Annotated in this window: 23 protein-coding genes and 1 riboswitch; of the genes, 17 read left to right on the forward strand and 6 right to left on the reverse strand. The window is 73.2% G+C overall.

Features of this window, described 5'->3' with window-relative positions; translation table 11 throughout:
• Positions 1-30 precede the first annotated feature (30 nt).
• Positions 31-1,425: a GH1 family beta-glucosidase gene (locus OCU29_RS00240; protein ID WP_261818350.1), complete on the reverse strand. Its 1,395-nt coding sequence runs from the start codon at positions 1,423-1,425 to the stop codon at positions 31-33.
• 47 nt (positions 1,426-1,472) lie between these two features.
• Here OCU29_RS00240 and OCU29_RS00245 point away from each other — a divergent pair, with 47 nt between their 5' ends.
• Positions 1,473-2,522 carry a LacI family DNA-binding transcriptional regulator gene (locus tag OCU29_RS00245; RefSeq protein ID WP_261818351.1) on the forward strand — a complete coding sequence of 350 codons (1,050 nt, stop codon included), beginning with the start codon at positions 1,473-1,475 and terminating at the stop codon, positions 2,520-2,522.
• Here the strand turns inward: OCU29_RS00245 and OCU29_RS00250 are convergent.
• Complete coding sequence (locus OCU29_RS00250) at positions 2,507-3,241, reverse strand: hemolysin III family protein (RefSeq protein WP_261818352.1); 735 nt, start codon at positions 3,239-3,241, stop codon at positions 2,507-2,509. The genes OCU29_RS00245 and OCU29_RS00250 overlap by 16 nt on opposite strands.
• A gap of 111 nt (positions 3,242-3,352) precedes the next feature.
• On the opposite strand from OCU29_RS00250, the gene OCU29_RS00255 reads away from it, so the two are divergent.
• The 8 genes from OCU29_RS00255 to OCU29_RS00290 all read left to right on the forward strand — a co-directional run bounded on the left by OCU29_RS00255 (position 3,353) and on the right by OCU29_RS00290 (position 10,798).
• A complete protein-coding gene (locus OCU29_RS00255) occupies positions 3,353-4,126 on the forward strand; it encodes an isoprenyl transferase (protein WP_261818353.1) in 774 nt (257 codons plus the stop codon).
• Positions 4,127-4,800: 674 nt separating this feature from the next.
• Positions 4,801-6,138: a PhoH family protein gene (locus OCU29_RS00260; protein ID WP_261818354.1), complete on the forward strand. Its 1,338-nt coding sequence runs from the start codon at positions 4,801-4,803 to the stop codon at positions 6,136-6,138.
• A 219-nt stretch (positions 6,139-6,357) separates the two neighbouring features.
• The gene (locus tag OCU29_RS00265; protein WP_261818355.1) at positions 6,358-7,017 is read left to right on the forward strand and encodes a lytic transglycosylase domain-containing protein; all 660 of its coding nucleotides are present in this window, start codon (positions 6,358-6,360) and stop codon (positions 7,015-7,017) included.
• A gap of 176 nt (positions 7,018-7,193) precedes the next feature.
• The gene (locus OCU29_RS00270) at positions 7,194-8,189 is read left to right on the forward strand and encodes a hypothetical protein (RefSeq protein WP_261818356.1); all 996 of its coding nucleotides are present in this window, start codon (positions 7,194-7,196) and stop codon (positions 8,187-8,189) included.
• Positions 8,190-8,330: 141 nt separating this feature from the next.
• Positions 8,331-8,915 (forward strand): RNA polymerase sigma factor, encoded by a 585-nt coding sequence (locus OCU29_RS00275; RefSeq protein WP_261818357.1) that lies wholly within the window; start codon positions 8,331-8,333, stop codon positions 8,913-8,915.
• Positions 8,912-9,766 carry a hypothetical protein gene (locus OCU29_RS00280; RefSeq protein ID WP_261818358.1) on the forward strand — a complete coding sequence of 285 codons (855 nt, stop codon included), beginning with the start codon at positions 8,912-8,914 and terminating at the stop codon, positions 9,764-9,766. Before OCU29_RS00275 ends, OCU29_RS00280 begins: the two co-directional genes overlap by 4 nt.
• Before the next feature lie 52 nt (positions 9,767-9,818).
• Entirely contained in the window at positions 9,819-10,280 is a 462-nt protein-coding gene (locus OCU29_RS00285; RefSeq protein WP_261818359.1) for a thioesterase family protein, read from the forward strand.
• 35 nt (positions 10,281-10,315) lie between these two features.
• On the forward strand, positions 10,316-10,798 hold the full coding sequence (locus tag OCU29_RS00290; RefSeq protein WP_261818360.1) for a hypothetical protein: 483 nt from the start codon (positions 10,316-10,318) through the stop codon (positions 10,796-10,798).
• A 43-nt stretch (positions 10,799-10,841) separates the two neighbouring features.
• Here the strand turns inward: OCU29_RS00290 and OCU29_RS00295 are convergent, their stop codons facing one another.
• A complete protein-coding gene (locus tag OCU29_RS00295; protein WP_261818361.1) occupies positions 10,842-12,242 on the reverse strand; it encodes an aspartate ammonia-lyase in 1,401 nt (466 codons plus the stop codon).
• Between the two features lie 88 nt (positions 12,243-12,330).
• Between OCU29_RS00295 and OCU29_RS00300 the strand changes: the two genes are divergently transcribed.
• Positions 12,331-12,939, forward strand: a complete 609-nt coding sequence (locus OCU29_RS00300) for a hypothetical protein (RefSeq protein ID WP_179615565.1) — start codon at positions 12,331-12,333, stop codon at positions 12,937-12,939.
• Here OCU29_RS00300 and OCU29_RS00305 read toward each other — a convergent pair.
• Positions 12,909-13,592: a spermidine synthase gene (locus OCU29_RS00305; RefSeq protein WP_258016881.1), complete on the reverse strand. Its 684-nt coding sequence runs from the start codon at positions 13,590-13,592 to the stop codon at positions 12,909-12,911. The genes OCU29_RS00300 and OCU29_RS00305 overlap by 31 nt on opposite strands.
• Before the next feature lie 107 nt (positions 13,593-13,699).
• On the opposite strand from OCU29_RS00305, the gene OCU29_RS00310 reads away from it, so the two are divergent.
• A complete protein-coding gene (locus tag OCU29_RS00310) occupies positions 13,700-13,933 on the forward strand; it encodes a hypothetical protein (protein WP_179615567.1) in 234 nt (77 codons plus the stop codon).
• Positions 13,934-13,969: 36 nt separating this feature from the next.
• Here the strand turns inward: OCU29_RS00310 and OCU29_RS00315 are convergent, their stop codons facing one another.
• Positions 13,970-15,655: a fumarate hydratase gene (locus OCU29_RS00315; RefSeq protein ID WP_261818362.1), complete on the reverse strand. Its 1,686-nt coding sequence runs from the start codon at positions 15,653-15,655 to the stop codon at positions 13,970-13,972.
• 45 nt (positions 15,656-15,700) lie between these two features.
• Here OCU29_RS00315 and OCU29_RS00320 point away from each other — a divergent pair, with 45 nt between their 5' ends.
• Positions 15,701-16,345, forward strand: a complete 645-nt coding sequence (locus OCU29_RS00320) for a DUF1707 domain-containing protein (protein ID WP_261818363.1) — start codon at positions 15,701-15,703, stop codon at positions 16,343-16,345.
• Here OCU29_RS00320 and OCU29_RS00325 read toward each other — a convergent pair.
• Positions 16,339-16,701, reverse strand: coding sequence for an HIT family protein (locus tag OCU29_RS00325; RefSeq protein WP_261818364.1), 363 nt, complete (start codon positions 16,699-16,701; stop codon positions 16,339-16,341). The two genes, OCU29_RS00320 and OCU29_RS00325, sit on opposite strands and share 7 nt — an antisense overlap.
• 152 nt (positions 16,702-16,853) lie before the next feature.
• Between OCU29_RS00325 and OCU29_RS00330 the strand changes: the two genes are divergently transcribed.
• The 5 genes from OCU29_RS00330 to OCU29_RS00350 all read left to right on the forward strand — a co-directional run bounded on the left by OCU29_RS00330 (position 16,854) and on the right by OCU29_RS00350 (position 20,994).
• Positions 16,854-18,203 (forward strand): HNH endonuclease signature motif containing protein, encoded by a 1,350-nt coding sequence (locus OCU29_RS00330; RefSeq protein ID WP_261818365.1) that lies wholly within the window; start codon positions 16,854-16,856, stop codon positions 18,201-18,203.
• Between the two features lie 61 nt (positions 18,204-18,264).
• A riboswitch (TPP riboswitch) is annotated at positions 18,265-18,374 on the forward strand.
• The gene (locus OCU29_RS00335; RefSeq protein WP_261818366.1) at positions 18,370-18,972 is read left to right on the forward strand and encodes a thiamine phosphate synthase; all 603 of its coding nucleotides are present in this window, start codon (positions 18,370-18,372) and stop codon (positions 18,970-18,972) included. (Overlaps the previous riboswitch by 5 nt.)
• On the forward strand, positions 18,969-20,021 hold the full coding sequence (gene thiO, locus OCU29_RS00340) for a glycine oxidase ThiO (RefSeq protein ID WP_261818367.1): 1,053 nt from the start codon (positions 18,969-18,971) through the stop codon (positions 20,019-20,021). Before OCU29_RS00335 ends, thiO begins: the two co-directional genes overlap by 4 nt.
• Positions 20,018-20,212 carry a sulfur carrier protein ThiS gene (gene thiS, locus OCU29_RS00345; RefSeq protein WP_261818368.1) on the forward strand — a complete coding sequence of 65 codons (195 nt, stop codon included), beginning with the start codon at positions 20,018-20,020 and terminating at the stop codon, positions 20,210-20,212. Before thiO ends, thiS begins: the two co-directional genes overlap by 4 nt.
• Positions 20,209-20,994 (forward strand): thiazole synthase, encoded by a 786-nt coding sequence (locus tag OCU29_RS00350; protein ID WP_261818369.1) that lies wholly within the window; start codon positions 20,209-20,211, stop codon positions 20,992-20,994. The genes thiS and OCU29_RS00350 overlap by 4 nt, the downstream gene beginning before the upstream one ends.
• Positions 20,995-21,206 lie beyond the last annotated feature (212 nt).

Genomic DNA, 21,206 nt, shown 5'->3' on the forward strand with positions numbered 1-21,206 from the left:
CTCCCCCCGGACCGGGGGGAGGCGAGCGGGTCAGGCAGGGCCGCTGGTGCGGTCGCTGCTGCGGTCGCGGGCGACGCCCGCCAGCCAGTCGTACGACGCCTTGGGCGTGCGCGTCTGGTCGGCGGGGTCGATGTGGACGAGCCCGAACGTCTTCGTGTAGCCGTAGGCCCACTCGAAGTTGTCGAGCAGCGTCCAGACCACGTAGGCGCGCACGTCGGCGCCGGCCGCCCGCGCCGCCTCGGTGGCGGCCAGGTGGTCGCGCAGGTAGTCGATGCGGTCCTGGTCGGCGACCCGGCCCTCCTCGACCCGGTCGTCGGCGCAGGCCGCGCCGTTCTCCATCACCAGCAGCGGCAGCCCGGTGCGGCGGTGGGTCTCGACCAGCAGCTCCTCGAGACCCGAGGCGTCGATCTCCCAGCCGATGTCGGTGCGCGGGTCGCGCTCGACCAGGGTGAAGGGGGCGACGCCGGGGTAGGCGCCGCCCTCGGGGTGCTCGTCACCGGAGCTCGTGCCGGCGACGTCGGGTCGCACGGGGGTGTAGTAGTTGATGCCGATCCAGTCGGCCGAGCCCTGCATCAGCGCGAGGTCGCCCTCGCGGACCAGCTCGGGGTCGGCCAGCTCGGGGGCCACCCGCAGCAGGCCCTCGTCGTACGCACCGTCGACGAGGGGGTCGAGCCAGACCCGGTTGCGGATCGCGTCGACCCCGTCGGCGACGTCGGCGGCCTCGGGCCGCTCCGCCCACACGGGGGCGAGGTTGAGCACGATGCCGACGTCGTGCGCGCCGGCGGCGCGCATCCGCTCGGCGGCCATCGCGTGCCCGAGGACCAGGTGGTGGGCCGCCCGGTGGGCGGCGCCGCCCTCCTGGCGACCGGGGGCGTGGACGCCGGCGGAGTAGCCCAGGTAGGCCGCGCACCACGGCTCGTTGTGGGTGGCCCACAGGCCGACGCGGTCGCCGAGGCGCTCGTGGACGATCTCGGCGTAGTCGGCGAACGCCTCCGCGGTGCCGCGCTCGAGCCAGCCGCCTCGGTCCTCGAGGGCCTGGGGCAGGTCCCAGTGGTAGAGCGTGGCGGTGGGCTTCACGCCGCGCTCGAGCAGGCTGTCGACCAGGCGGTCGTAGTAGTCGAGGCCGCGGGTCTCGACGCGGCCGCGGCCCTCGGGCTGCACCCGGGGCCAGGCGATCGAGAAGCGGTACCAGTCGACGCCGAGCCCGGCGACGAGGTCGGCGTCCTCGGCGTAGCGGTGGTAGGAGTCGCAGGCCACGGAGCCGTCGCTGGCGTCGGCGATCGCGCCGGGACGAGCGGCGAAGGTGTCCCAGATCGAGGGCCCACGGCCGTCCTCGGTCGCGCCCCCCTCCACCTGGTACGACGCGGTGGCGGTGCCGAGCTCGAGGTCGGCGTGGGCGGCGGGCAGACGGGAGGGCGTGCTCATGCGCCTACGGTAGTCCAGGTGGTTGACCGGTACAATCGGGAGGCGGCATGACCAGCATCCACGACCTCGCCAGGGAGACGGGCGTGTCCACCGCGACCGTCTCGCGTGCCCTGCGCGGGCTCCCGCGCGTCTCGGAGGAGACCCGGCAGCGGGTGATGGAGGCGGCCGTGCGGCTGGGCTACGTGCCCTCGCCCCACGCGGTCGGGCTGGCCAGCGGCGGCCAGACGCGCACGGTGGCGATCGTGGTGCTCTTCGTGACCCGCTGGTTCTTCGCCACGGTGATCTCGGGGGCCGAGCAGGTGCTGCGCGAGCGCGGCTACGACGTGCTGCTCTACAACCTCAACGACGACGAGGAGGCGCGGCGCCGGGTGCTCGGCACCCACCTGCTGACCAAGCGCGTCGACGCCCTGCTGGTGGTCGGGCTGGGCCCCACGCCGCAGGAGGTGCACTGGCTCAGCAGCCAGGGGATGCCGGTCGTGACGGTCGGCGCCCGGATCGCCCAGTGGCCCAGCGTGCGCGTCGACGACGAGCTGGTCGCGCGCACCGGCGTGGAGCACCTGCTCTCGCTGGGGCACCGCCGCATCGCCTACGTCGGCATGATCCACGACACCGGCATCAGCCTGGCCACGCCCCGTGCGCGGGTGCGGGGCTACCGCGACAGCCTGCGCGACGCCGGCATCGAGCACGACCCGGAGCTCGAGCTCGAAGGTCAGTTCACGCTCGACGGCGGGGTCGCGGCCGGGCGGCGCCTGGTCGAGCTCTCACCGCGCCCGACCGCGGTGTTCTGCGCCTCCGACGAGATGGCCTTCGGGGTGCTGCGCGCGGCTCGCGACGCGGGGCTGCGGGTGCCCGAGGACCTGTCGGTCGTCGGGGTCGACGACCACGAGATGGCCTCGTTCTTCGACCTGACCACGATCCGCCAGCCCGTCGTCGAGCAGGGCCGGTACGCCGCCCGGCAGGTGCTCGACCTGATGGCGCCCGACCGGCCGGGCCAGGGGGAGGACCCGGCCGTGGCCCACCACGTCGAGCTGTCGACCGAGCTGGTGGTGCGCGGGACGACGTCCGCCCCGGGGCTACCGGCTCAGCGCAGCGAGTAGGTCGCCAGCGAGACGCCGACGTAGTGGGTGATGAAGGCCAGGATCGTGAAGGTGTGGAAGACCTCGTGGAACCCGAACCAGCGGGGGCTGGGGTTGGGGAACTTGAAGCCGTAGACCGCCCCGCCGAGCGTGTAGAGCAGGCCGCCGACCGCGATCAGCACGAGCACGCCGATGGCCATGCCGGTGCCGAGCCGCGAGGTGGCGCCGTCGATGAAGCCCGGGATGAAGAAGAGCGCCGACCAGCCCATCGCGATGTAGATCGGGGTGTAGAGCCAGCGCGGCGCATCGGTCCAGAAGACCCGGAACAGCACGCCCAGCACCGCACAGGTCCACACCGTGGTGAGCAGCACGACCCGTTCGGTGCCCTGCAGCAGGATCAGCGCCAGCGGCGTGTAGGAGCCGGCGATGAGCACGAAGATGTTGGAGTGGTCGAAGCGGCGCAGGAACGCCCACGTGCGCGGCGACCACGTGCCGGTGTGGTAGATCGCCGAGACCGTGAAGAGCAGCAGCGCCGAGCCGGTGAAGACCGCCGAGCCGATGCGGGTGGTCGAGTCGGGGGAGAGGGCCACCAGGACGATGCCGGCCGCCAGCGTCAGCGGCGCCGTGGCCAGGTGCAGCCAGCCGCGCAGCTTGGGCTTGATCTCGTTGAGCTTGTGGTGCACCGACTCCTGGAGGTGATCGACGCTCTGCCGGACCGACTCGGGGAGATGGGCGCTCATGCCGGGACAACCTACCGTCTGCGCCCAGGTCACGCCTCGGCTCGGTCCCGCTGCGCGGTGAACATCACGTGTCGGTCACGGACCGGGGCGCCCAGGCCGTAGCCTGAGCAGGTGGCGGACTGGAAGCGGGGCGTGCGTCGGGTGCTCTACCCGGCGTACGAGGCACGACTGCTGCGCCGGCTGCCCGAGAACCTGCCGCGCCACGTCGGGGTGATGCTCGACGGCAACCGGCGCTGGGCGAGGGCCGTGGGCCACGACACCGCCCACGGCCACCGGGCCGGGGCCGCCAACATCGAGCCGCTGCTGGGCTGGTGCGACGAGGTCGGCATCGAGGTCGTCACCCTGTGGCTGCTCTCGACCGACAACCTCAACCGGCCGGCCGCCGAGCTCGAGCCGCTGCTGCAGATCATCGCCGACGCCGTCGACTCCCTGGCGGTGCAGCGCCGCTGGCGGCTGCACCCCGTGGGTGCCCTCGACCTGCTGCCGGCCGAGACCGCCGAACGGCTCAAGGCGGCCGAGGAGGCCACCCGCGACGTCGACGGGATGCTGGTCAACATCGCCGTCCCCTACGGCGGGCGCCGCGAGATCGCCGACGCCGTGCGCTCGCTGCTGCTCGAGCACGCCGAGAAGGGCACCTCGCTCGAGGAGCTGGCCGGCATCGTCGACGTCGACATGATCGGTGCGCACCTCTACACCCGCGGCCAGCCCGACCCCGACCTGGTGATCCGCACCAGCGGCGAGCAGCGCCTCGGCGGCTTCCTGCTCTGGCAGAGCGCGCGCTCGGAGTTCTACTTCTGCGAGGCCTACTGGCCCGAGTTCCGCCGCGTCGACTTCCTGCGCGCCATCCGCGCCTACGCCCTGCGCGAGCGCCGGCACGGCACCTGACCGTCCGTTGGTCGAGCAGGGACGAGCGCCAGCGAGGAGCGTCGTCGAGGCCCGGTGACCGGCGCGTCCGCCGTACGTCGCGCACAGTGGTCACAGATGACATGTCGGCGAGGCTCCTGGCTGTCACCAGTGACCACTCCGCGTCGCGGCCCCGTGCTTGTCGTACGTCGTGTGGTTGCGGGGTCTCGGCGACGCTCGAGCCTTCGGCCCTCGCTGCTCGACCAACGGCGGCGTTCGTGGGTCGAGCAGGGACGAGCGCCAGCGAGGAGCGTCGTCGAGGCCCGGTGAGCGGCGCGTCCGCCGTACGTCGCGCACAGTGATCACAGATGACATGTCGGCGAGGCTCCGGCTGTCACCAGTGACCACTCCGCGTCGCGGCCGCGTGCTCGTCGTGCCGGGGCCGGCACCGGGTGTTCACCGGCCGCTCGACGCGGCGTACCGGCGTGTTGCCCGGATCCTCCCCGGGCCCGGCGTAGGTTCGTGGTCATCGGTGAGTGGGGAAGCTCACCGCACCTGGAGGCCCGCTCGTGGACGTTCACGACTGCACCGCACGTCAGGCCCGCGCCTGGCGCGTGGACGGAGGCGGGCACTCCCGTCTTCGGGTCCCCTCCCGGTCCGAGATCAGGTACTAGGGCCGGGCGACGAGTGCGCGCCGCGACCCGTGAGGGGTAACCGTGCCGACCAAGGTCACGTCGCAGCAGTCGCAGTCGCTTCACACCGCGCGCACCTACGTCCTCGACACCAGCGTCCTGCTGGCCGACCCCGGGGCGCTGCGGCGCTTCGCGGAGCACGAGGTCGTGCTGCCCGTCGTCGTCATCACCGAGCTCGAGGGCAAGCGCCACCACCCCGAGCTCGGCTACTTCGCGCGGGCCGCACTGCGCGCCCTCGACGAGCTGCGGGTCTCCCACGGCCGCCTCGACACCCCGGTGCCGGTGGGGGAGGAGGGGGGCAGTGTGCGGGTCGAGCTCAACCACACCGACCCTGCGGCCCTGCCCTCGGGCTTCCGGCTCGGGGACAACGACACCCGCATCCTCGCGGTCGCCAAGAACCTCGCCGACGAGGGTGCCGACGTCACCCTGGTCTCCAAGGACCTGCCGCTGCGCATCAAGGCCTCGGCGGTCGGTCTGGACGCCGAGGAGTACCGCGGCGAGGCGATCTCGGAGTCCGACACCGGCTACTCGGGCATGGCCGAGCTCGACGTGCCGGCCGCCGACATCGACGTGCTCTACGAGGACGGCGTGATCGACCTCGACGAGGCCCGCGACCTGCCCTGCCACCAGGGACTGGTGATGCTCTCGGAGCGGGGCACCGCCCTGGGTCGGGTGGGCGCCGACAAGCGGGTGCACCTGGTGCGTGGCGACCGTGAGGCCTTCGGCATCCACGGCCGCTCGGCCGAGCAGCGGGTCGCCCTCGAGCTGCTGCTCGACCCCGAGGTCGGCATCGTGTCGCTGGGCGGCCGCGCCGGCACCGGCAAGTCGGCGATGGCGCTGTGCGCAGGTCTGGAGGCCGTGCTGGAGCGCCGCCAGCACCAGAAGGTCGTGGTCTTCCGTCCGCTCTTCGCCGTCGGCGGCCAGGAGCTGGGCTACCTGCCGGGCTCGGAGTCGGAGAAGATGTCGCCGTGGGGCCAGGCGGTCTTCGACACCCTGGGGGCGATGACCTCGCGCGAGGTCGTCGACGAGATCCTGGCCCAGGGCATGCTCGAGGTGCTGCCGCTGACCCACATCCGTGGCCGCTCGTTGCACGACGCGTTCGTCATCGTCGACGAGGCGCAGTCGCTGGAGCGCAACGTGCTGTTGACGGTGCTCTCGCGCATCGGGGCCAACTCGAAGGTGGTGCTGACCCACGACGTGGCCCAGCGCGACAACCTGCGCGTGGGTCGCCACGACGGCGTGGTGGCGGTCATCGACAAGCTCAAGGGCCACCCGCTCTTCGCGCACGTGACCCTGACCCGCTCCGAGCGCTCCCCGATCGCGGCGCTGGTCACCGAGATGCTGGAGAACGTCACTCTGTAGGGCCTGCTGAGGCTGCTGTGGCCTGTGGGGCGGATCTGCCGTGACACGGCGAGATCCGCCCCACAGGTTCTGTCGTTCGGTTTGCGTGGCCGTGGCGGCTCCTGCACAGTGGCCCGTGATCGTTTCGTGACCTCGTCCTTCCCCCGTCGGGTCACGGCGGTGCCCGGCCCCGGTGCCCGGCGCTGCAGTCCTGTCCTCGAGCATCGCGAGCCCTCTCCTGTGTCGAAGAAGCCCAAGTACGTCGGCAAGCACGCCGCCCCAAAGTCCCACCGTGCCACCGCCGCGCCCCGCGTGGCGCTGCGCTCGACCATCGTGATGTCGACGATGGCGGTCGGGGCGACCGGCGCTGCGGTGACCGGCGGCGTCCTGGGCGGGGCCTCGACCACCGCCGGCGCCGAGACCCCGGCCTCGATCGTGCCGCTGGCCGCCGAGGTCGTCTCGGCCGCCGACCGCGAGGTCATCCTGGGCGAGCGCGAGGAGGTCGTCTCGCGCACCGACCGGCGCGAGGAGGCCGACCCGGCCAAGAAGGCCGAGCTCTCGACCACCGACGGGCAGGCCATGACGCAGTCCGAGCGCCTCGCCGACGCCGACCCGCGCGAGATCGGGCGGGCCCTGCTCGACGACTTCGGCTTCTCCGACGACCAGTTCGGCTGCCTCGACTCGCTGTGGGTCAGCGAGAGCGACTGGGAGGTCGACGCCGACAACCCCACCTCGTCGGCGTACGGCATCCCGCAGGCGCTGACGCAGCTGCACGACCTGCCGGCCGACTACATGACCTCCGCGGAGAGCCAGATCCGCTGGGGTCTCGGCTACATCCAGGACTCCTACGGCTCCCCCTGCAGCGCCTGGTCCTTCAAGCAGGCCAACAACTGGTACTGAGCCGGCCCGCAGGGTAAAGAATCGGCTCGGGCCGTACCCCTCCTGGCCGGCCCGGACGATCTCCCTCCCGAACGCCGCAGGTCTCGGTCGTCGTCAACCGGCGCCCACCCCCGTCCTGCGGTCCCCCGTCCGTGCCGGTCCGCCGGCGCGGCACGTTCCTGGGAGGGACATCAACCATGAAGAACCTGGTGAAGGCAGTCGCGGTCCTGGCCGCGCTCTGCCTGGTGCTGCTCGGCGGCTCGGCCTCCGTGGCCGCCGGCAAGAAGGCCGACCGTGTCGGAGCCGTGAGCGCCGAGACCATGCAGGTCCGCATCGATGCGGCCAAAGGCCGCGACAAGTGGCGCGCGGTGACGCCGAGGACGCGGGTCTTCGTGCGCACCAAGGCCGGGGAGCGGGTCCGCGCCGACCTCAACGCGCTGGCTCGTGGTGCCGTGGTCAAGGCCACGAAGATCAGGCGAGGTGAGGTCAAGGCGATCACCCTGGCCGCCAAGGGCTCGACCGGCGCCACCGACTGCTCCTTCGACTCCAGCGACGACGACGGCGACAGCGTCGAGGACGGCGACTCCTTCGACTGCTCGCACGACTACGACGACGGCACGGTCGACACCGATTCCGACTGCTCCTACGACTCCTCCGCCGACGGTCCGGCCGACGACTTCTCGATGGACGTCTCGTGGGACTGCTCCTACTCCGAGACCGATGACTCCGACGAGTCCGACGAGGACGGCCTCGACTGGGACTGCTCATTCGACGCGTCCGCCAGTGGTGAGTCCGACGAGGAGGCCAGCGAGGTCGAGGCCGAGCTCGAGTTCGAGTGCTCGTGGAGCGGTGCCGACACCGACTCGGCTCTCTGGGACTGCCACTTCGTCCCCGGCGAGCTGGGCTTCGAGTGCACCTCGAGCCAGCTGCAGCAGACCTTCGGCTACACCATCGACACCGACGACCTGACGTTCGAGGGCGGCATGGACTTCCAGAGCGACCTGGTCGACGACGGCGACAGCGACGACGACGTGCAGTGCGCCGGGTCGGCCACGGGCGGCTACGACTGCGAGGTCGAGGGTGAGTCGAGCCGCGGTGACTGCGAGGTCGAGTGGGAGCTCGACCGGTCCCGCGGCTCTCGTGAGGGTGAGGTGGCCGGCGCCCTGTCGTACGCCTGCGCCTCGGACGACTGACTGGACGCCCCGGCCCCGGCTCCTCGCATCTCGGGGGAGCCGGGGCCCGTGCTGTCCGGGCCGAGAGGTCACGGTCAAGATTCGGACCCGTTCGCGAGAAACCGCCACCTGCGCACGCGTTCGCGTCGATCATCTTCCACCGTGGACCCCGATGACTTCGCCGAGGCGCTGGCTGCCGCCCGCGACGGCGACCAGGGCGGGTTCACGGCACTCTGGTCGGAGTTCTCGCCACGTGTGGCGGGCTTCCTGCGCGGTCGCGGCGAGCCCGAGGCGGACGAGCTGACCAGCCAGGTGTTCCTGGACGCCTTCCGCGCCCTCGACCGCTTCGTCGGGGACGACAGGGCGTTCGGGGCGTTCCTGCTCACCATCGCGCGCCGCCGCGCGGTCGACGCGCACCGCACCCGTGGCCGACGGCCCCAGGAGTGCGCCGGGTGGGAGGCGGAGCTCGACGACCGCAGTGCCCCCAGCCCCGAGGAGGCCGTGCTGGCCCGCGCTGGTCGTCAGTGGGTCGTCGACCTGCTCGACACCCTCTCGCTCGACCAGCGAGAGGTGCTGCTGCTGCGCGTCGTGGGGGACCTGACCATCGAGGCGGTGGCCACCGAGGTCGGCAAGTCCCAGGGCGCGGTGAAGGCGCTGCAACGACGAGGGCTCGACGCCCTGCGGCGCGGCCTCCTCGAGGGCCGGCCCGGGCTCGTCGGCGACAGGCACCGGGGGGAGACGCGATGACCACGCCACCACCCGGTGGGCGCGACGACGAGACCACCGCCCGCACCGATGCCGACGTCGAAGCGGTGCTCTCCCACCGCGCCGGGCGACGGGTGCCGCCCCACCTCGAGCAGGACGTCGGAGCCGTCGAGCACCTGCGCCGGAGCCTGGTGGCCGGTGCACCCACCCCGAACGCCGAGCTCGCGCTCCTGCTGCGCGAGGGGTCGCCCGCACGGCCCCGCTCGCCGCGACTCGTGGGCTTGGCCGGGTGGTTCGTCGGGCTCGGGATGGGAGCCCAGGTGGGGCTGGCGTCCGCTGCTGCTGCGGCCGGGCTCGTCGCTGCCGGTGCGACGCACGTACTGCCCGGGCCGGTGCAGGACGTCTACGACTCGTGGGTCGCGGCCCTGCTCCCCGAGGACGACGACGAGGGGCGTGACCTCCCTGCCCGGGACGACAGCGACACCGGCTCCGGGACCGGCCGCAGCTCGACGGACCCCGCCCCGGGTGCGACCCCCTCCGGCCGCGACCCGTCCGGGGTGGGGGGTGCGGAGGCGGACGACGGGGCGGAGGTCAGCACGCCCCGGCCCGTGCCGTCCCAGGACGGTTCGGTGGGACACGGCGGCGCGGCGACCGAGCCCGCGGGCGGACCGCCGGCACCCGGCAGCACGCACGGCGGCCACGCCGAGACCGACGCCGAGGACGCCGAGGACGAGGCCGCTGATGCCGCCGAGACAGCGGCCGACGAGGCAGCGGATGCTGCTGAGCAGGCCGAGGACAACGCCGAGGAGGAGGCCGAGGAGGCCGCGGACGACGTCGAGGAGGCCGAGGAGGAGGCGGACGAGGAGTCCGATGCCGACGAGGACCGGGGGTGAGCACCGAGACCGCGGCGGTGCCCCCGAGGCAGGCGCTGCGAGGATGACGCCCGTGAGCGACGTCTTCGAGTGCGAGATCCAGGCGCGGGTGCGCGACATCAACCTCGGCGGCCACGTCGACAACGTCGAGGCCATCCGGATCCTCGACGAGGCGCGCATCCTCTTCCACCACCACGCCGCGCTCTCCCCGCCCACCGGCCCGCGCCCCGGGCTCCTCGGCGGCCTGCCCGAGGGTGTCGTCGAGCTCGTCGGCTCCCAGCGCGTCGACTACCACGCCGAGATGCGCTACGTGGCCTTCCAGCCGTTCCTGATGAGGCTGTGGGTCCAGCACGTCGGCCGCTCCTCGTTCACCGTGGCCACCGAGATGCGGGTCGAGGCCGACCACGGGCCCGCCCTGGTGGCGGCCACCGCGGTGGTGCTGTGGGACCACGCCACACAGGCCTCCTGGCCGATGAGCGACGACGTCCGCGCGACGCTGGGCCGGTACGCCGGCGCACCGGTCACGCTGCGCTGAGCCCCCGGCCCCCGGAGGTGTGGGAAGGTCTCGGCGTGGACGAGAAGCTCGGGGACCTGGCTGCACGTGGGTACGACGTCGACAACGACCCGCGGGAACGCGCTCGCCAGAGCCGCCGCCGACGCCTGCTCCAAACCCTCGGGGCGGTCGTCGTGCTGGGGCTGGTCCTGGGCGGCCTGGCCGTGCTCGACGAGGTGGACCGCCGCCGCGCCGAGGCCGTCCTGCCCGACCTGGCCCGGGAGCTGGCCACGCGGGTCGACGAGGCCGAGGCCCGCGACGGCGACTGGCCGCTGGCAGAGGTGGCCGACGGCTTCCTCGCCGACCCCACCGTCGACCTGCCCGCCGTCGGCACCTACCTGCTCACCGACCCGGCGCGCGGCCGGTCGCTGATGGCCTGTGTCGACCTCGACCCCTGGCTGGGCGGTCAGCGCTACTCCTGCGTGCCGCTCGCCGACCCCGACGCAGAGCCCACGGGCTTCGAGGGCGGCGCCACGTTCTACGTGCTCGCTCCCGAGTAGCGCAGCCGGACCGGGGCGGGCAGGCGGGTAGCAGCGCGCCCGCTCACGGGTGGGTCATGCTCTCGACGTCGAGGGCGCTGTCGAGCTGCGCCTCGGTCAGGTCCCCGCGCTCGACGTAGCCCATCGCCAGCACCTGCTCGCGGATCGTGCGCCCCTCGGCCAGCGCGGCCTTGGCCACCTTGGCGGCCTCCTCGTAGCCGATGTGCTTGTTGAGGGGCGTCACCACCGAGGGCGAGGACTCTGCGTAGGTGCGCATCCGCTCGGCGTCGGCGGTGATGCCGTCGACGGTCCGCTCGGCGAGCACCCGCGACGAGGCGGCCAGCAGCCGCACCGACTCCAGGACGTTGCGCGCGATCACCGGCATGGCGACGTTGAGCTCGAAGGAGCCGCTGGCCCCGGCCGCGGTCACCGCCGCGTCGTTGCCGACGACCTGGAAGCAGACCATGAGCGTCGCCTCCGGGATCACCGGGTTGACCTTGCCCGGCATGATGCTCGAGCCCGGCTGCAGGTCGGGCAGGTGGATCTCGGCCAGCCCGGTCGTCGGCCCGGAGGCCATCCAGCGCAGGTCGTTGCAGATCTTCGTCAGCCCGACGGCGTACGTCTTGAGGGCGCCGCTGAGCTCGACGAGGGAGTCGCGGGTGCCCTGGGCCTCGAAGTGGTTGCGGGCCTCGGAGAACGGCTGCCCGGTGCGCTCGCCCAGCACCTCGATGACCCGGGCGGCGAAGCCGGCGGGGGTGTTGATGCCGGTGCCGACCGCGGTGCCGCCCAGCGGCAGCTCGCGGACCCGGGGGAGCACCGCCTCCAGCCGCTCGGCGGCGTAGCGCACGGTGGCGGCGTACCCGCCCATCTCCTGGCCGAGCATCACCGGGGTGGCGTCCATCAGGTGGGTGCGCCCCGACTTCACCAGGCCGGCGAACTCCTCGGCCTTGGCCTCGAGGGAGGCGGCCAGCGTGTCGATGGCGGGCAGCAGGTCGTCGACCACGGCGAGGGCCGCCGCGACGTGGATCGCGGTGGGGAAGGTGTCGTTGCTCGACTGGCTGGCGTTGACGTGGTCGTTGGGGTGCACCTCGGTGCCGGCCCGGGCCGCCAGCGAGGCGATCACCTCGTTGGCGTTCATGTTGGACGAGGTGCCCGACCCGGTCTGGAAGACGTCGACGGGGAAGGCGTCGTCGTGCTCACCGGCCGCCACCCGCTGCGCGGCCTCGGTGACCGCACGGGCCTGCTCGGGCTCCAGCACGCCCAGCTCGCCGTTGACGGTGGCGGCTGCGGCCTTGACCTGGCCGATGGCGTGCACCAGGGCCGGCTCGATCGGGGTGCCGCTGATCGGGAAGTTCTGCACCGCCCGTTGCGTCTGCGCGCGCCACAGCGCGTCGCGGGGCACCTCGACCTCGCCCATGGAGTCGTGCTCGATCCGGACCTCGGCGCTCTCGTCGTGCTCGCTCATGCAGCCACGCTAACGACTGCCGGACACCGCGCGCCTCACCGCTACGGTGGGGCCTGCTCACCAGGCGCACCGAGGTGGAGGACGGACCATGACGCAGTGGCTCGAGGACCTGAGCACGCTCCAGGTGCTGCTCCTGGTGCTCGCGGTGACCGTGGGCGGCTCGGTGCTGGCGGCGCTCCTCGGGGCCGTGCTCGTGCGGCTGGGGATGCGCCGGCCGTGGGTGCTGCGGCTGGCCAGCAGGCTCGCCTACAAGGGTCTCGAGATGATCAAGCGGCCGCTGACCATCACGGTGCTCGACGAGGTCGCGGCGGTCATGCGCACCGGCCACTACACCAAGAACATCTCCGACGCGCTGCTCGAGAACCACGACGAGCTCAAGGCGCTGGTGGCCGAGAAGGTCCGTGAGGACCCCAACGCCCGGCTGGTGTCGCGGCTGCCCGGCTACGACACGATCGTCTCCGAGGTCACCGAGACCACCCTGCGCGTGATGATCGAGATGCTGTCGGACCCGCGCACCGACGAGCTGGTCTCCGACCTGCTGCGCAACAACCTCCAGCAGATCCAGCGCGCCGTGCGCGACCGCGACCACGAGCGGCTCGAGGGCCACGAGCCGGCCGACCCGGTGCCGGCGAGCGCGCCGCGACCGCCCTCGTCGGGTCGGCCGGGTCAGTCGCGGGGGCCGGGACGCGCCACGTAGAGCAGGTACTGCTCGTCGCGGTCCTGCAGCCGCACGTCGTGGCGGCGTACGTCGACCTCGGCGAAGACCGCGCGCAGGGCCGTCTCGAGGTCGGGGGCCTCGGCGGCCGACCAGACGACCAGCGCGCCGCCGGGACGCAGCACCGCCTCGACGGTGCTGAGGAAGGCCTGCTCGTAGAGCCCGGCGTTGCCCTCGTGGACCAGGTAGCCGGGCCCGTTGTCGACGTCGAGGAGCACGAGGTCGTAGGTCGCCGGCCGGGCCTCGGCCATCGCGACCGCGATGTCGGCCTGCACCACGGTGACCCGCTCGTCGGCGAGCAGGGTCGGGCCGTGGGGGATCGTGCCGTCGCGCATCCAGCCGACCAGCGCCTCCTCGATCTCCACCACCGCGCACCGCTCGACGCGCGAGTCGGCCAGCACCTCGTGCATCGTGTAGCCGAGGCCCAGGCCGCCGACGACGACCGCCCGCGGCTCCTCGACCAGGGCCAGGGCGGCGGTCGCCAGGGCCCGCTCGGTGGCGACCTCGACGGTGTCCATCACGAAGACACCGTTGGCGCGCAGCTCGAGCGAGGCCGGTGCGTTGTCGTCACGGCGCTCGCTGAGCACCAGCTCCCCGCGCTCGGTCTCGGCCCGGGCGATCTCCACGTGCTCCACGCCAGCATCCTGCCCGACGTACGGGCCGGGCATGCGCGCCGCGGGGGTGAGGGCGCGCCTGGGAGCGCTTGGCTAGCGTCGAGGGGACACCGACACGAGGAGGACCTGTGAGCCAGGGCCAGCACGAGCGTGAGCAGGAGCGCAAGCGCGACAAGCAGCGCGACGCCGACGAGGGCGCGGCAGCCGAGGGCGGCCAGGTCTCGGAGGTGCAGAGCATGGACGACGCCGCCCAGCCGATCTCCGACGACCAGGCGGTCGCCGGGCAGCCGGACGCCGAGAGCGGACGCGTCGACGAGGGCCCCACCGGCCCCAACGCCCGCAGCGGCGCCGACAAGAACTGACCCCGAGCCGGCCGGTTCGGACCGGCCGGCTCGCGGCTACTGCGCGGAGCGGACCCGGATGCCCGAGATCGGCACGGTCACCGCGCCGCCGGGGTCGGTGAAGAAGTCGTTGCCCTTGTCGTCGACGACGATGAAGGCGGGGAAGTCCTCGACCTCGATCTTCCAGACCGCCTCCATGCCGAGCTCGGGGTACTCCAGCACCTCGACCGACTTGATGCAGTCCTGCGCCAGGCGGGCGGCGGGGCCGCCGATCGACCCGAGGTAGAAGCCGCCGTGCTCGTCGCACGACTCGGTGACCTGCTTGGAGCGGTTGCCCTTGGCGAGCATCACCATCGAGCCGCCCTCGGCCTGGAAGGACTTCACGTAGGAGTCCATCCGGCCGGCGGTCGTCGGGCCGAAGGAGCCGGAGGCGTAGCCCTCGGGGGTCTTGGCCGGGCCGGCGTAGTAGACGGCGTGGTCCTTGAGGTACTGCGGCATGCCCTCACCGGCGTCGAGCCGCTCCTGGATCTTGGCGTGCGCGATGTCGCGGGCCACGACCAGCGGCCCGGTCAGCGAAAGCCGGGTCTTGACCGGGTGCTTGGTGAGCTCGGCGAGGATGTCGGCCATCGGCTGGTTGAGGTCGATCTGCACCACGTCGGAGGCCGCCTCGAGGGCGTCGTCGGTGGTCTCCGGCAGGTAGTGCGCCGGGTCGGTCTCGAGCTGCTCGAGGAAGACGCCCTCGGGGGTGATCTTGCCCAGCGCCTGGCGGTCGGCCGAGCACGACACGGCGATCGCGACCGGGCAGGAGGCGCCGTGGCGGGGCAGACGCACCACGCGCACGTCGTGGCAGAAGTACTTGCCGCCGAACTGCGCGCCGATGCCGAACGACTGGGTCAGCTCGAAGACCTGCTCCTCCAGCTCGAGGTCGCGGAAGCCGTGGGCGTCCATCGAGCCCTCGGTGGGCAGGTTGTCCAGGTAGTGCGCCGAGGCGTACTTGGCGGTCTTGAGCGCGAACTCCGCGCTGGTGCCGCCGATGACCACGGCCAGGTGGTACGGCGGGCAGGCGGCGGTGCCGAGCGAGCGGATCTTCTCGTCGAGGAACTGCAGCATCCTCGTGGGGTTGAGGATCGCCTTGGTCTCCTGGAACAGGAACGACTTGTTGGCCGAGCCGCCGCCCTTGGCCATGAAGAGGAACTTGTACTCCGGCTTCCCGCTGGTCTGCGGGGTGGAGTAGATCTCGATCTGGGCCGGCAGGTTGGTGCCGGTGTTCTTCTCCTCGTACGTCGTCAGCGGCGCGAGCTGCGAGTAGCGCAGGTTGAGCTTCGTGTAGGCCTCGTGGACGCCGCGGCTGATCGCCTCGCCGTCGTCGACGCCGGTCAGCACGCCCTCGGACTTCTTGCCCATCACGATCGCGGTGCCGGTGTCCTGGCACATCGGCAGCACGCCGCCGGCGGAGATGTTGACGTTCTTGAGCAGGTCGGTGGCCACGAACCGGTCGTTGCCCGACGCCTCGGGGTCGTCGATGATCTTGCGCAGCTGGGCCAGGTGGGCCGGGCGCAGGTAGTGCGCGATGTCGTGCATCGCCTCGGCGGTCAGGCGCTGGATCGCCTCCGGGCTGACCTTGAGGAAGGTCTGGCCCTCGACGTCGACGGTCGAGACGCCCTCGGTGGTGATCAACCGGTAGGGCGTGTCGTCCTTGCCGGTCGGCAGCAGGTCGGAGTAACGGAACTCGGCTTCGCTCACGAGCGCCCAGGGTACGCCGCTCGCACCGGCACTAGTCTGCCGCCCATGGGAGAGATGGAGGGACGCCCGCCGGAGCCGTCGATGATGCGGATCTCGCACGCCGACCGCGAGCGCGTCGCCGAGCTGCTGCGGGTGGCCGCCGGCGAAGGCCGGCTCGACCTCGACGAGCTCGAGGAGCGCCTGGACCAGACCTGGGCGGCCAAGACGTACGCCGACCTGGTCCCGATCACCCACGACCTGCAGCCCGTCGACGGGTCTCGCGCCCAGGTGCCGTCGCCCCGGCCGGGGGCGAGCCCCGTCAGGGCGCCCGAGCACCTGTCGTCGCGCGCGATCATGGGCGAGTGCAAGCGCCAGGGCGAGTGGCGGGTGCCGGCGCAGCACACCGCGTTCGCGCTGATGGGCAGCGTGCTGCTCGACCTGCGCGAAGCGGTCCTGGAGAGCCACGAGACCCGCATCCAGGCGAGCTCGGTGATGGGCGAGGTCAAGGTCGTGGTGCCGGCCCACGTGCGGGTGCTGGTCGACGGCACCCCGGTGATGGGGGAGTACTCCCAGGGCAAGGACAAGACGCCGCCCGACCTGGGCCCCGACTCCCCGGTCGTGCGGGTGGAGGGCGTGGCGGTGATGGGCTCGGTGACGGTGCAGCGGCTGCCCCCGCCGGGCACTCCGAAGAAGTACCTCGGCACCTACTGAGGCGCTTGCTCCGTCCGGCCGCCGGCGTGCACGTGCACGTGGAGGTGCTTGGAGTCCTGGTACGTCCCGAGGTTGGTCAGGATCGCAGCCTCTCCGTGCTGCTCCTCCACGTCCCGGGCGACGGCTTGGACCACCCGGAGCAGCGCCCGGACGTCGGGCTCGTCGCCGGCCCGGATCGTGGTCAGCGAGGCGATGTGGCGCTTGGGAACCGCCACGACGTGCACCCGCCAGAACGGGCGCGTGTGCAGGAAGGCCAGCACCTGCTCGTCCTCGTGGACCACGTGCAGGCGCTCGGGGTGGGGGATGGCGACGTCGCAGTAGAAGTCGGTCCCGTCGTACGTCGCTTTGTTGGTCATGCTGGCCTCGTCAGACGCTCAGGAGCTCGCTGTGACCACGGTGGCACTGTGCGGCGTCCGACGCCACCAGCGCGACCGGCCGGCAGGGCGGGCATGCACAGGCCGGCTTCGCCCAGATCCTCAGTGTCGGTGGCTGGTGCTTGAGTGGGTGCATGCTCGGGAAGCCGGTGGTGGGGGAGATGTCGGAGGACGCTGTCCTCGACACTGCTGCCGCGCTCGCGACCACTGCGCAGCAGGCGGAGGTGCAGATGCTGGTGGTGGCGTACCGGTGGGCGGTGCTCAACGACCCGGACCACCAGCTGGACCCTGCTGAGGTGTCGAAGCCGGGGCGGGAGCAGGCCAGGCAGTACGGCGGCGCGGGCACCCGCCCGGTCAGTGAGTTCGCGGCCTCGCTGCTGGGGGCGCGGATCGGGCGCAGCACTTACGCAGCGGCAGCGTTGATCGCCGATGCGCAGGACCTGCAGGACCGCCACCCGGTGCTGTGGGCCCGGGTGCTGGCCGGTGAGGTCCGTGCCTCCTATGCCCGGTTCGTGGTGACCAAGACCCGCGAGCTCGACGCCCTGGAGGCGGGCTGGGTGGATGCGGAGGTCGCGGAGTCCGCGGACGGGCGTATCCCGTGGACCCGGTTCGAGGCGCTGGTGGTCGGGAAGGTTGCTGCTGCGGCACCGGAGCTGGCGCGGGAGAAGGAGGAACGGGCCCGGCGGGCGACGTTCGCGAAGAAGATCGGCACCCCTGAGCACGGGATGGCCTCGTTCCTGATCCGCGCCCCCATCCCGGTGATCGAGCAGCTCGACACCGCCATCAGCGCCGTCGCGGAGCGGCTGCGCGAGCAGCTCCCCGATGACCCCCATGCCGCCGAGGTCCTGCGCCAGCCGGTGGGTGAGGAGCAGCCCGACCAGACCCCCACGGCGGTCAGCGCCGACGAGCGCCGCGTGCTGGCGGTGCTGATGCTCGCCAACCCCGAGACCCGCCCCGACGACCTGGACCTGACCGGTCTGGCGCCCCGCGCCGAGCTGGTGGTCCACCTCGACGGCCGTTCCATCGCTGATGCTGGCGGACCGCTGCCGCCGATCGGCCGTGTGGAGGGCCATGGTCCGGTGACCCGCGAATGGGTCCGCGACGTCCTCGGCCCCCACGCGAGGTTCACGATCCGTCCGGTGCTGGACCCGTTGGGTCAGGTCCCGGTCGACGCCTACGAGATCCCGGCCCGACATAGGCGGGCCGTGCGGGTGATCTCGCCGGCCGACGTGTTCCCCTTCTCCTCCTGCACCAGCGACAGCATGCAGGTCGACCACACCGACCCCTGGGCACCCGGGGACGCCGGGGGTACGAGCGAGGTCGGGAACTACGGGCCGATGACCACCACCCACCACCGCATCAAGACCCACGGACACATGCGGGTCAAACAGCCCTACCCCGGCGTGTTCGTGTGGCTCGACCCCTACGGCGCGCTCTACCTCGTCGACCACACCGGCACCCGCCGCATCGACCACGCCGCCTGAGCCCTCGAGGTGTGGGGGAGAGGGCCTTGACGCCGGTCCCCACCCGCGCGCTAGGTTCGTCCTCGTCCACCACGGGAGCTCGCGGCAGCGGGCTGAGAGGGAGCTGAGCCGCTCCGACCGTCGAACCTGATCCGGGTAAAGCCGGCGAAGGAAGCGAGGAGCGATGGTGCTGCCACGTCTGTTCTGCCTGGTCGGTCCTGCCGACGACCTGTCCGTCCTGCCCGACCTGGCCCGGCTGGGGGTGCGCGGCTTCCAGGTGCGCGCCAAGCACTGGTCGACCCGGGTCGACGACCGCATGGCGCTGCGCCTGGCCCGTGACGTGGTCGCGGCAGTGCGTCCGCACGGGGCCACCGTCGTGGTCGACGACCGTCTCGACGTCGCGCTGGCGGCGGGCGCCGACGGGGTGCACCTGGGGGCGCTCGACCTGCCGGTCGCCGACGCGCGCCGCCTGGCGCCGGGCCTGCTCGTCGGCGCGACCTGCCGCGACGCCGAGGACGTACGCCGCGCGACCCAGGACGGCGCCGACTACGCGGGCTTCGGCCCGGTCTTCGACACCCTGAGCAAGCCTGGTCTGCCGGCGCCGCTGGGGCTCGACGCGATCAGCGCGGCCACCGGCGACCTGCCGCTCCTGGCCATCGGCGGGATGGACGCGCCTCGCGCCCGTGAGGCGCGGTCGGCGGGCGCCCACGGCGTCGCCGTCATCGGCGCCCTCTGGCGACAACCCGACCCACTGCTGGCCGCCCGGGAGCTGCTCGACGCCGTCGCGTGAGCGCCCCCGGCACCACCCGGGTCGAGGTGCTCGGGGCCGGGATCGTGGGCCTGTCGCTCGCCGAGGAGCTGCTGCGTCGCGGCCACGACGTGCGGGTGGTCGACCCGGCACCGGCGCGGGGCGCCTCGTGGGCGGCCGCGGGCATGCTCACCCCGGCCGCCGAGGTCTGGCACGACGAGCCCGCGCTCCTCGACCTGGGGCGCCGCAGCCTCGCCCTGTGGCCGGCGTACGCCGAGCGGCTGGGCGTCGCGCTGCGCCTCGAGGGCACGCTGCTGGTCGGCCGCGACGCCGCCGACCTGCAGGAGGTCGAGCGCCAGGCCGCGCTGGTGCGCCGGCTCGGCGGACGTGTGGAGGAGCTCGACCCCCACGGGCTGCGTGGCCTCGAGCCGACCCTCTCGGGCCGCGTGCTGGGCGGCGTGCTGCTGCCCGACGACCCGAGCATCGACCCGCGCCGGGTCCTGGCGGCGCTGCTCGAGCGCGTGCCCGTTCAGCCCGTGCCGACCCCCGGCTGGGCAGAGGTGACGGTGCTCGCCACCGGCGCGACCCCGCTGCCGGCGGCGTACGCCGAGCGGGCCGGCCTGCCGCCCGGGTGCGTGCGCGGCGTGCGCGGCGAGGTCCTGCGCGCTCGAAGCGACGACCCGCCGTCCCGCACGGTGCGCGGCTGGGTGCGCGGACGCGCCGTCTACGTGGTGCCCCGGGCGGGTGGCGAGGTCGTCATCGGCGCGACGAGCGAGGAGCACGACTCGCCGCCCGTGGTGACCCTGGGCGGGGTGCACGCGCTGCTCGAGGCCGCCCGCGAGCTGCTGCCCGGCCTCGACCGCGCCGAGCTGCTCGAGGCGCTGGCCCGTGACCGGCCGGGCACCCCCGACGGGCTGCCGCTGGTGGGCCCGACCCGCGACCGCGGCCTGGTGCTGGCCACCGGCCACTTCCGCCACGGCGTGCTGCTGGCGCCGCTGACCGCCGAGCTGGTCGCCGACCACCTCGAGACCGGCCGGGTCGACCCGGCCACCGATCCCCGACGACTCCGACCACTCCTGGAGACCCGATGAGACCCACCGAGCAGATCCTGCTCAACGGGCGGCCGGCGCCGCTCGTCGAGACCGTGCGCGACCTGGTGCCCGACCCCGTCGGCCGGGCGGTGGCCGTCAACGGCGACGTGGTGCCGCGCGCCGAGCACGCCACCCGCCGGTTGCGACCCGGCGACGTCGTCGACGTGGTGACGGCGGTGCAGGGCGGATGAGCGACGTGACCACCACCGCTCCCGGGCTGCGGATCGCGGGGGAGGAGCTGTCCGCCCGCCTGTTCCTCGGGACCGGCGGCCTGCCCCGCCTGTCCCTGCTGCCGGCCGTCCTCGAGGCCGCCGCTCCCGCGCTGGTCACGGTGTCGGTGCGGCGCACCTCGAGCACCGGCAGCGGCGGCCTGCTCGACCTGCTGCGCCGCGCGGGGGTGCGGGTGCTGCCCAACACCGCCAGCTGCACGTCGGCGCGCGAGGCGGTGCTCACCGCCCGCCTGGCCCGCGAGGCGCTCGGCACCACCTGGGTCAAGCTCGAGGTGATCGGCGACGAGACCAGCCTGGCGCCCGACGTCGTCGAGCTGCTCGACGCCGCCGCGACCCTGGTGCGCGACGGGTTCACGGTGCTGCCCTACACCACCGCCGACCCGGTGGTCGCGCGCCGACTCGAGGACGTCGGCTGCGCCGCGGTCATGCCGCTCGGCTCCCCGATCGGCTCCGGCCTGGGCGTCCTCGACCCGCACGCCGTCGAGGCCGTCGTCGCCGCCACCAGCCTGCCGGTCGTCCTGGACGCCGGGGTGGGCACCGCCAGCGACGCGGCCCTGGCGATGGAGCTGGGCTGCGCGGCCGTGCTCGCCGCCAGCGCCGTCACCCGGGCCGAGGACCCGGTCGCGATGGCGGCGGCGCTGTCCCGGGCCGTGGAGGCCGGGCACCTCGCACGCCGCGCCGGCCGCATCCCGAGGCGGGCCGTGGCCCGGGCCTCGAGCCCCACCGCGGGGAGGATCGGGTGAGCACCGGCCACGCCGGGCCCGGCCGCCCCCTGCCCCGGCTGCTGCTGCTCACCGACCGGGCCCAGCTGGCCAAGGGCCGAGGGCTGGCCGCGACCGTGCGCGAGTGCGCCGCCGCAGGGCTGGAGGCGGTCGTGGTGCGCGAGCACGACCTCGACGAGCGCTGCTTCGGCGCCCTGGTCGAGACCCTGCTGGAGGTCCCCGGCCTGACGGTG

The organism is Nocardioides sp. OK12 (assembly GCF_024341885.1).
In the GTDB taxonomy this organism is placed as follows: Bacteria; Actinomycetota; Actinomycetes; order Propionibacteriales; family Nocardioidaceae; genus Nocardioides; species Nocardioides marinisabuli.

Excerpts from the sequence above, each read along its gene's own strand:
- OCU29_RS00325 (WP_261818364.1), bottom strand. The coding sequence starts at position 16,701 with ATGACCAACAAAGCGACGTACGACGGGACCGACTTCTACTGCGACGTC.
- OCU29_RS00320 (WP_261818363.1), top strand. The coding sequence starts at position 15,701 with ATGGGAGAGATGGAGGGACGCCCGCCGGAGCCGTCGATGATGCGGATC.
- OCU29_RS00295 (WP_261818361.1), bottom strand. The coding sequence starts at position 12,242 with ATGAGCGAGCACGACGAGAGCGCCGAGGTCCGGATCGAGCACGACTCC.
- OCU29_RS00250 (WP_261818352.1), bottom strand. The coding sequence starts at position 3,241 with ATGAGCGCCCATCTCCCCGAGTCGGTCCGGCAGAGCGTCGATCACCTC.
- OCU29_RS00270 (WP_261818356.1), top strand. The coding sequence starts at position 7,194 with ATGAAGAACCTGGTGAAGGCAGTCGCGGTCCTGGCCGCGCTCTGCCTG.
- OCU29_RS00300 (WP_179615565.1), top strand. The coding sequence starts at position 12,331 with ATGACGCAGTGGCTCGAGGACCTGAGCACGCTCCAGGTGCTGCTCCTG.
- OCU29_RS00245 (WP_261818351.1), top strand. The coding sequence starts at position 1,473 with ATGACCAGCATCCACGACCTCGCCAGGGAGACGGGCGTGTCCACCGCG.
- thiS (WP_261818368.1), top strand. The coding sequence starts at position 20,018 with ATGAGACCCACCGAGCAGATCCTGCTCAACGGGCGGCCGGCGCCGCTC.
- OCU29_RS00350 (WP_261818369.1), top strand. The coding sequence starts at position 20,209 with ATGAGCGACGTGACCACCACCGCTCCCGGGCTGCGGATCGCGGGGGAG.
- OCU29_RS00330 (WP_261818365.1), top strand. The coding sequence starts at position 16,854 with ATGCTCGGGAAGCCGGTGGTGGGGGAGATGTCGGAGGACGCTGTCCTC.
- OCU29_RS00280 (WP_261818358.1), top strand. The coding sequence starts at position 8,912 with ATGACCACGCCACCACCCGGTGGGCGCGACGACGAGACCACCGCCCGC.
- OCU29_RS00240 (WP_261818350.1), bottom strand. The coding sequence starts at position 1,425 with ATGAGCACGCCCTCCCGTCTGCCCGCCGCCCACGCCGACCTCGAGCTC.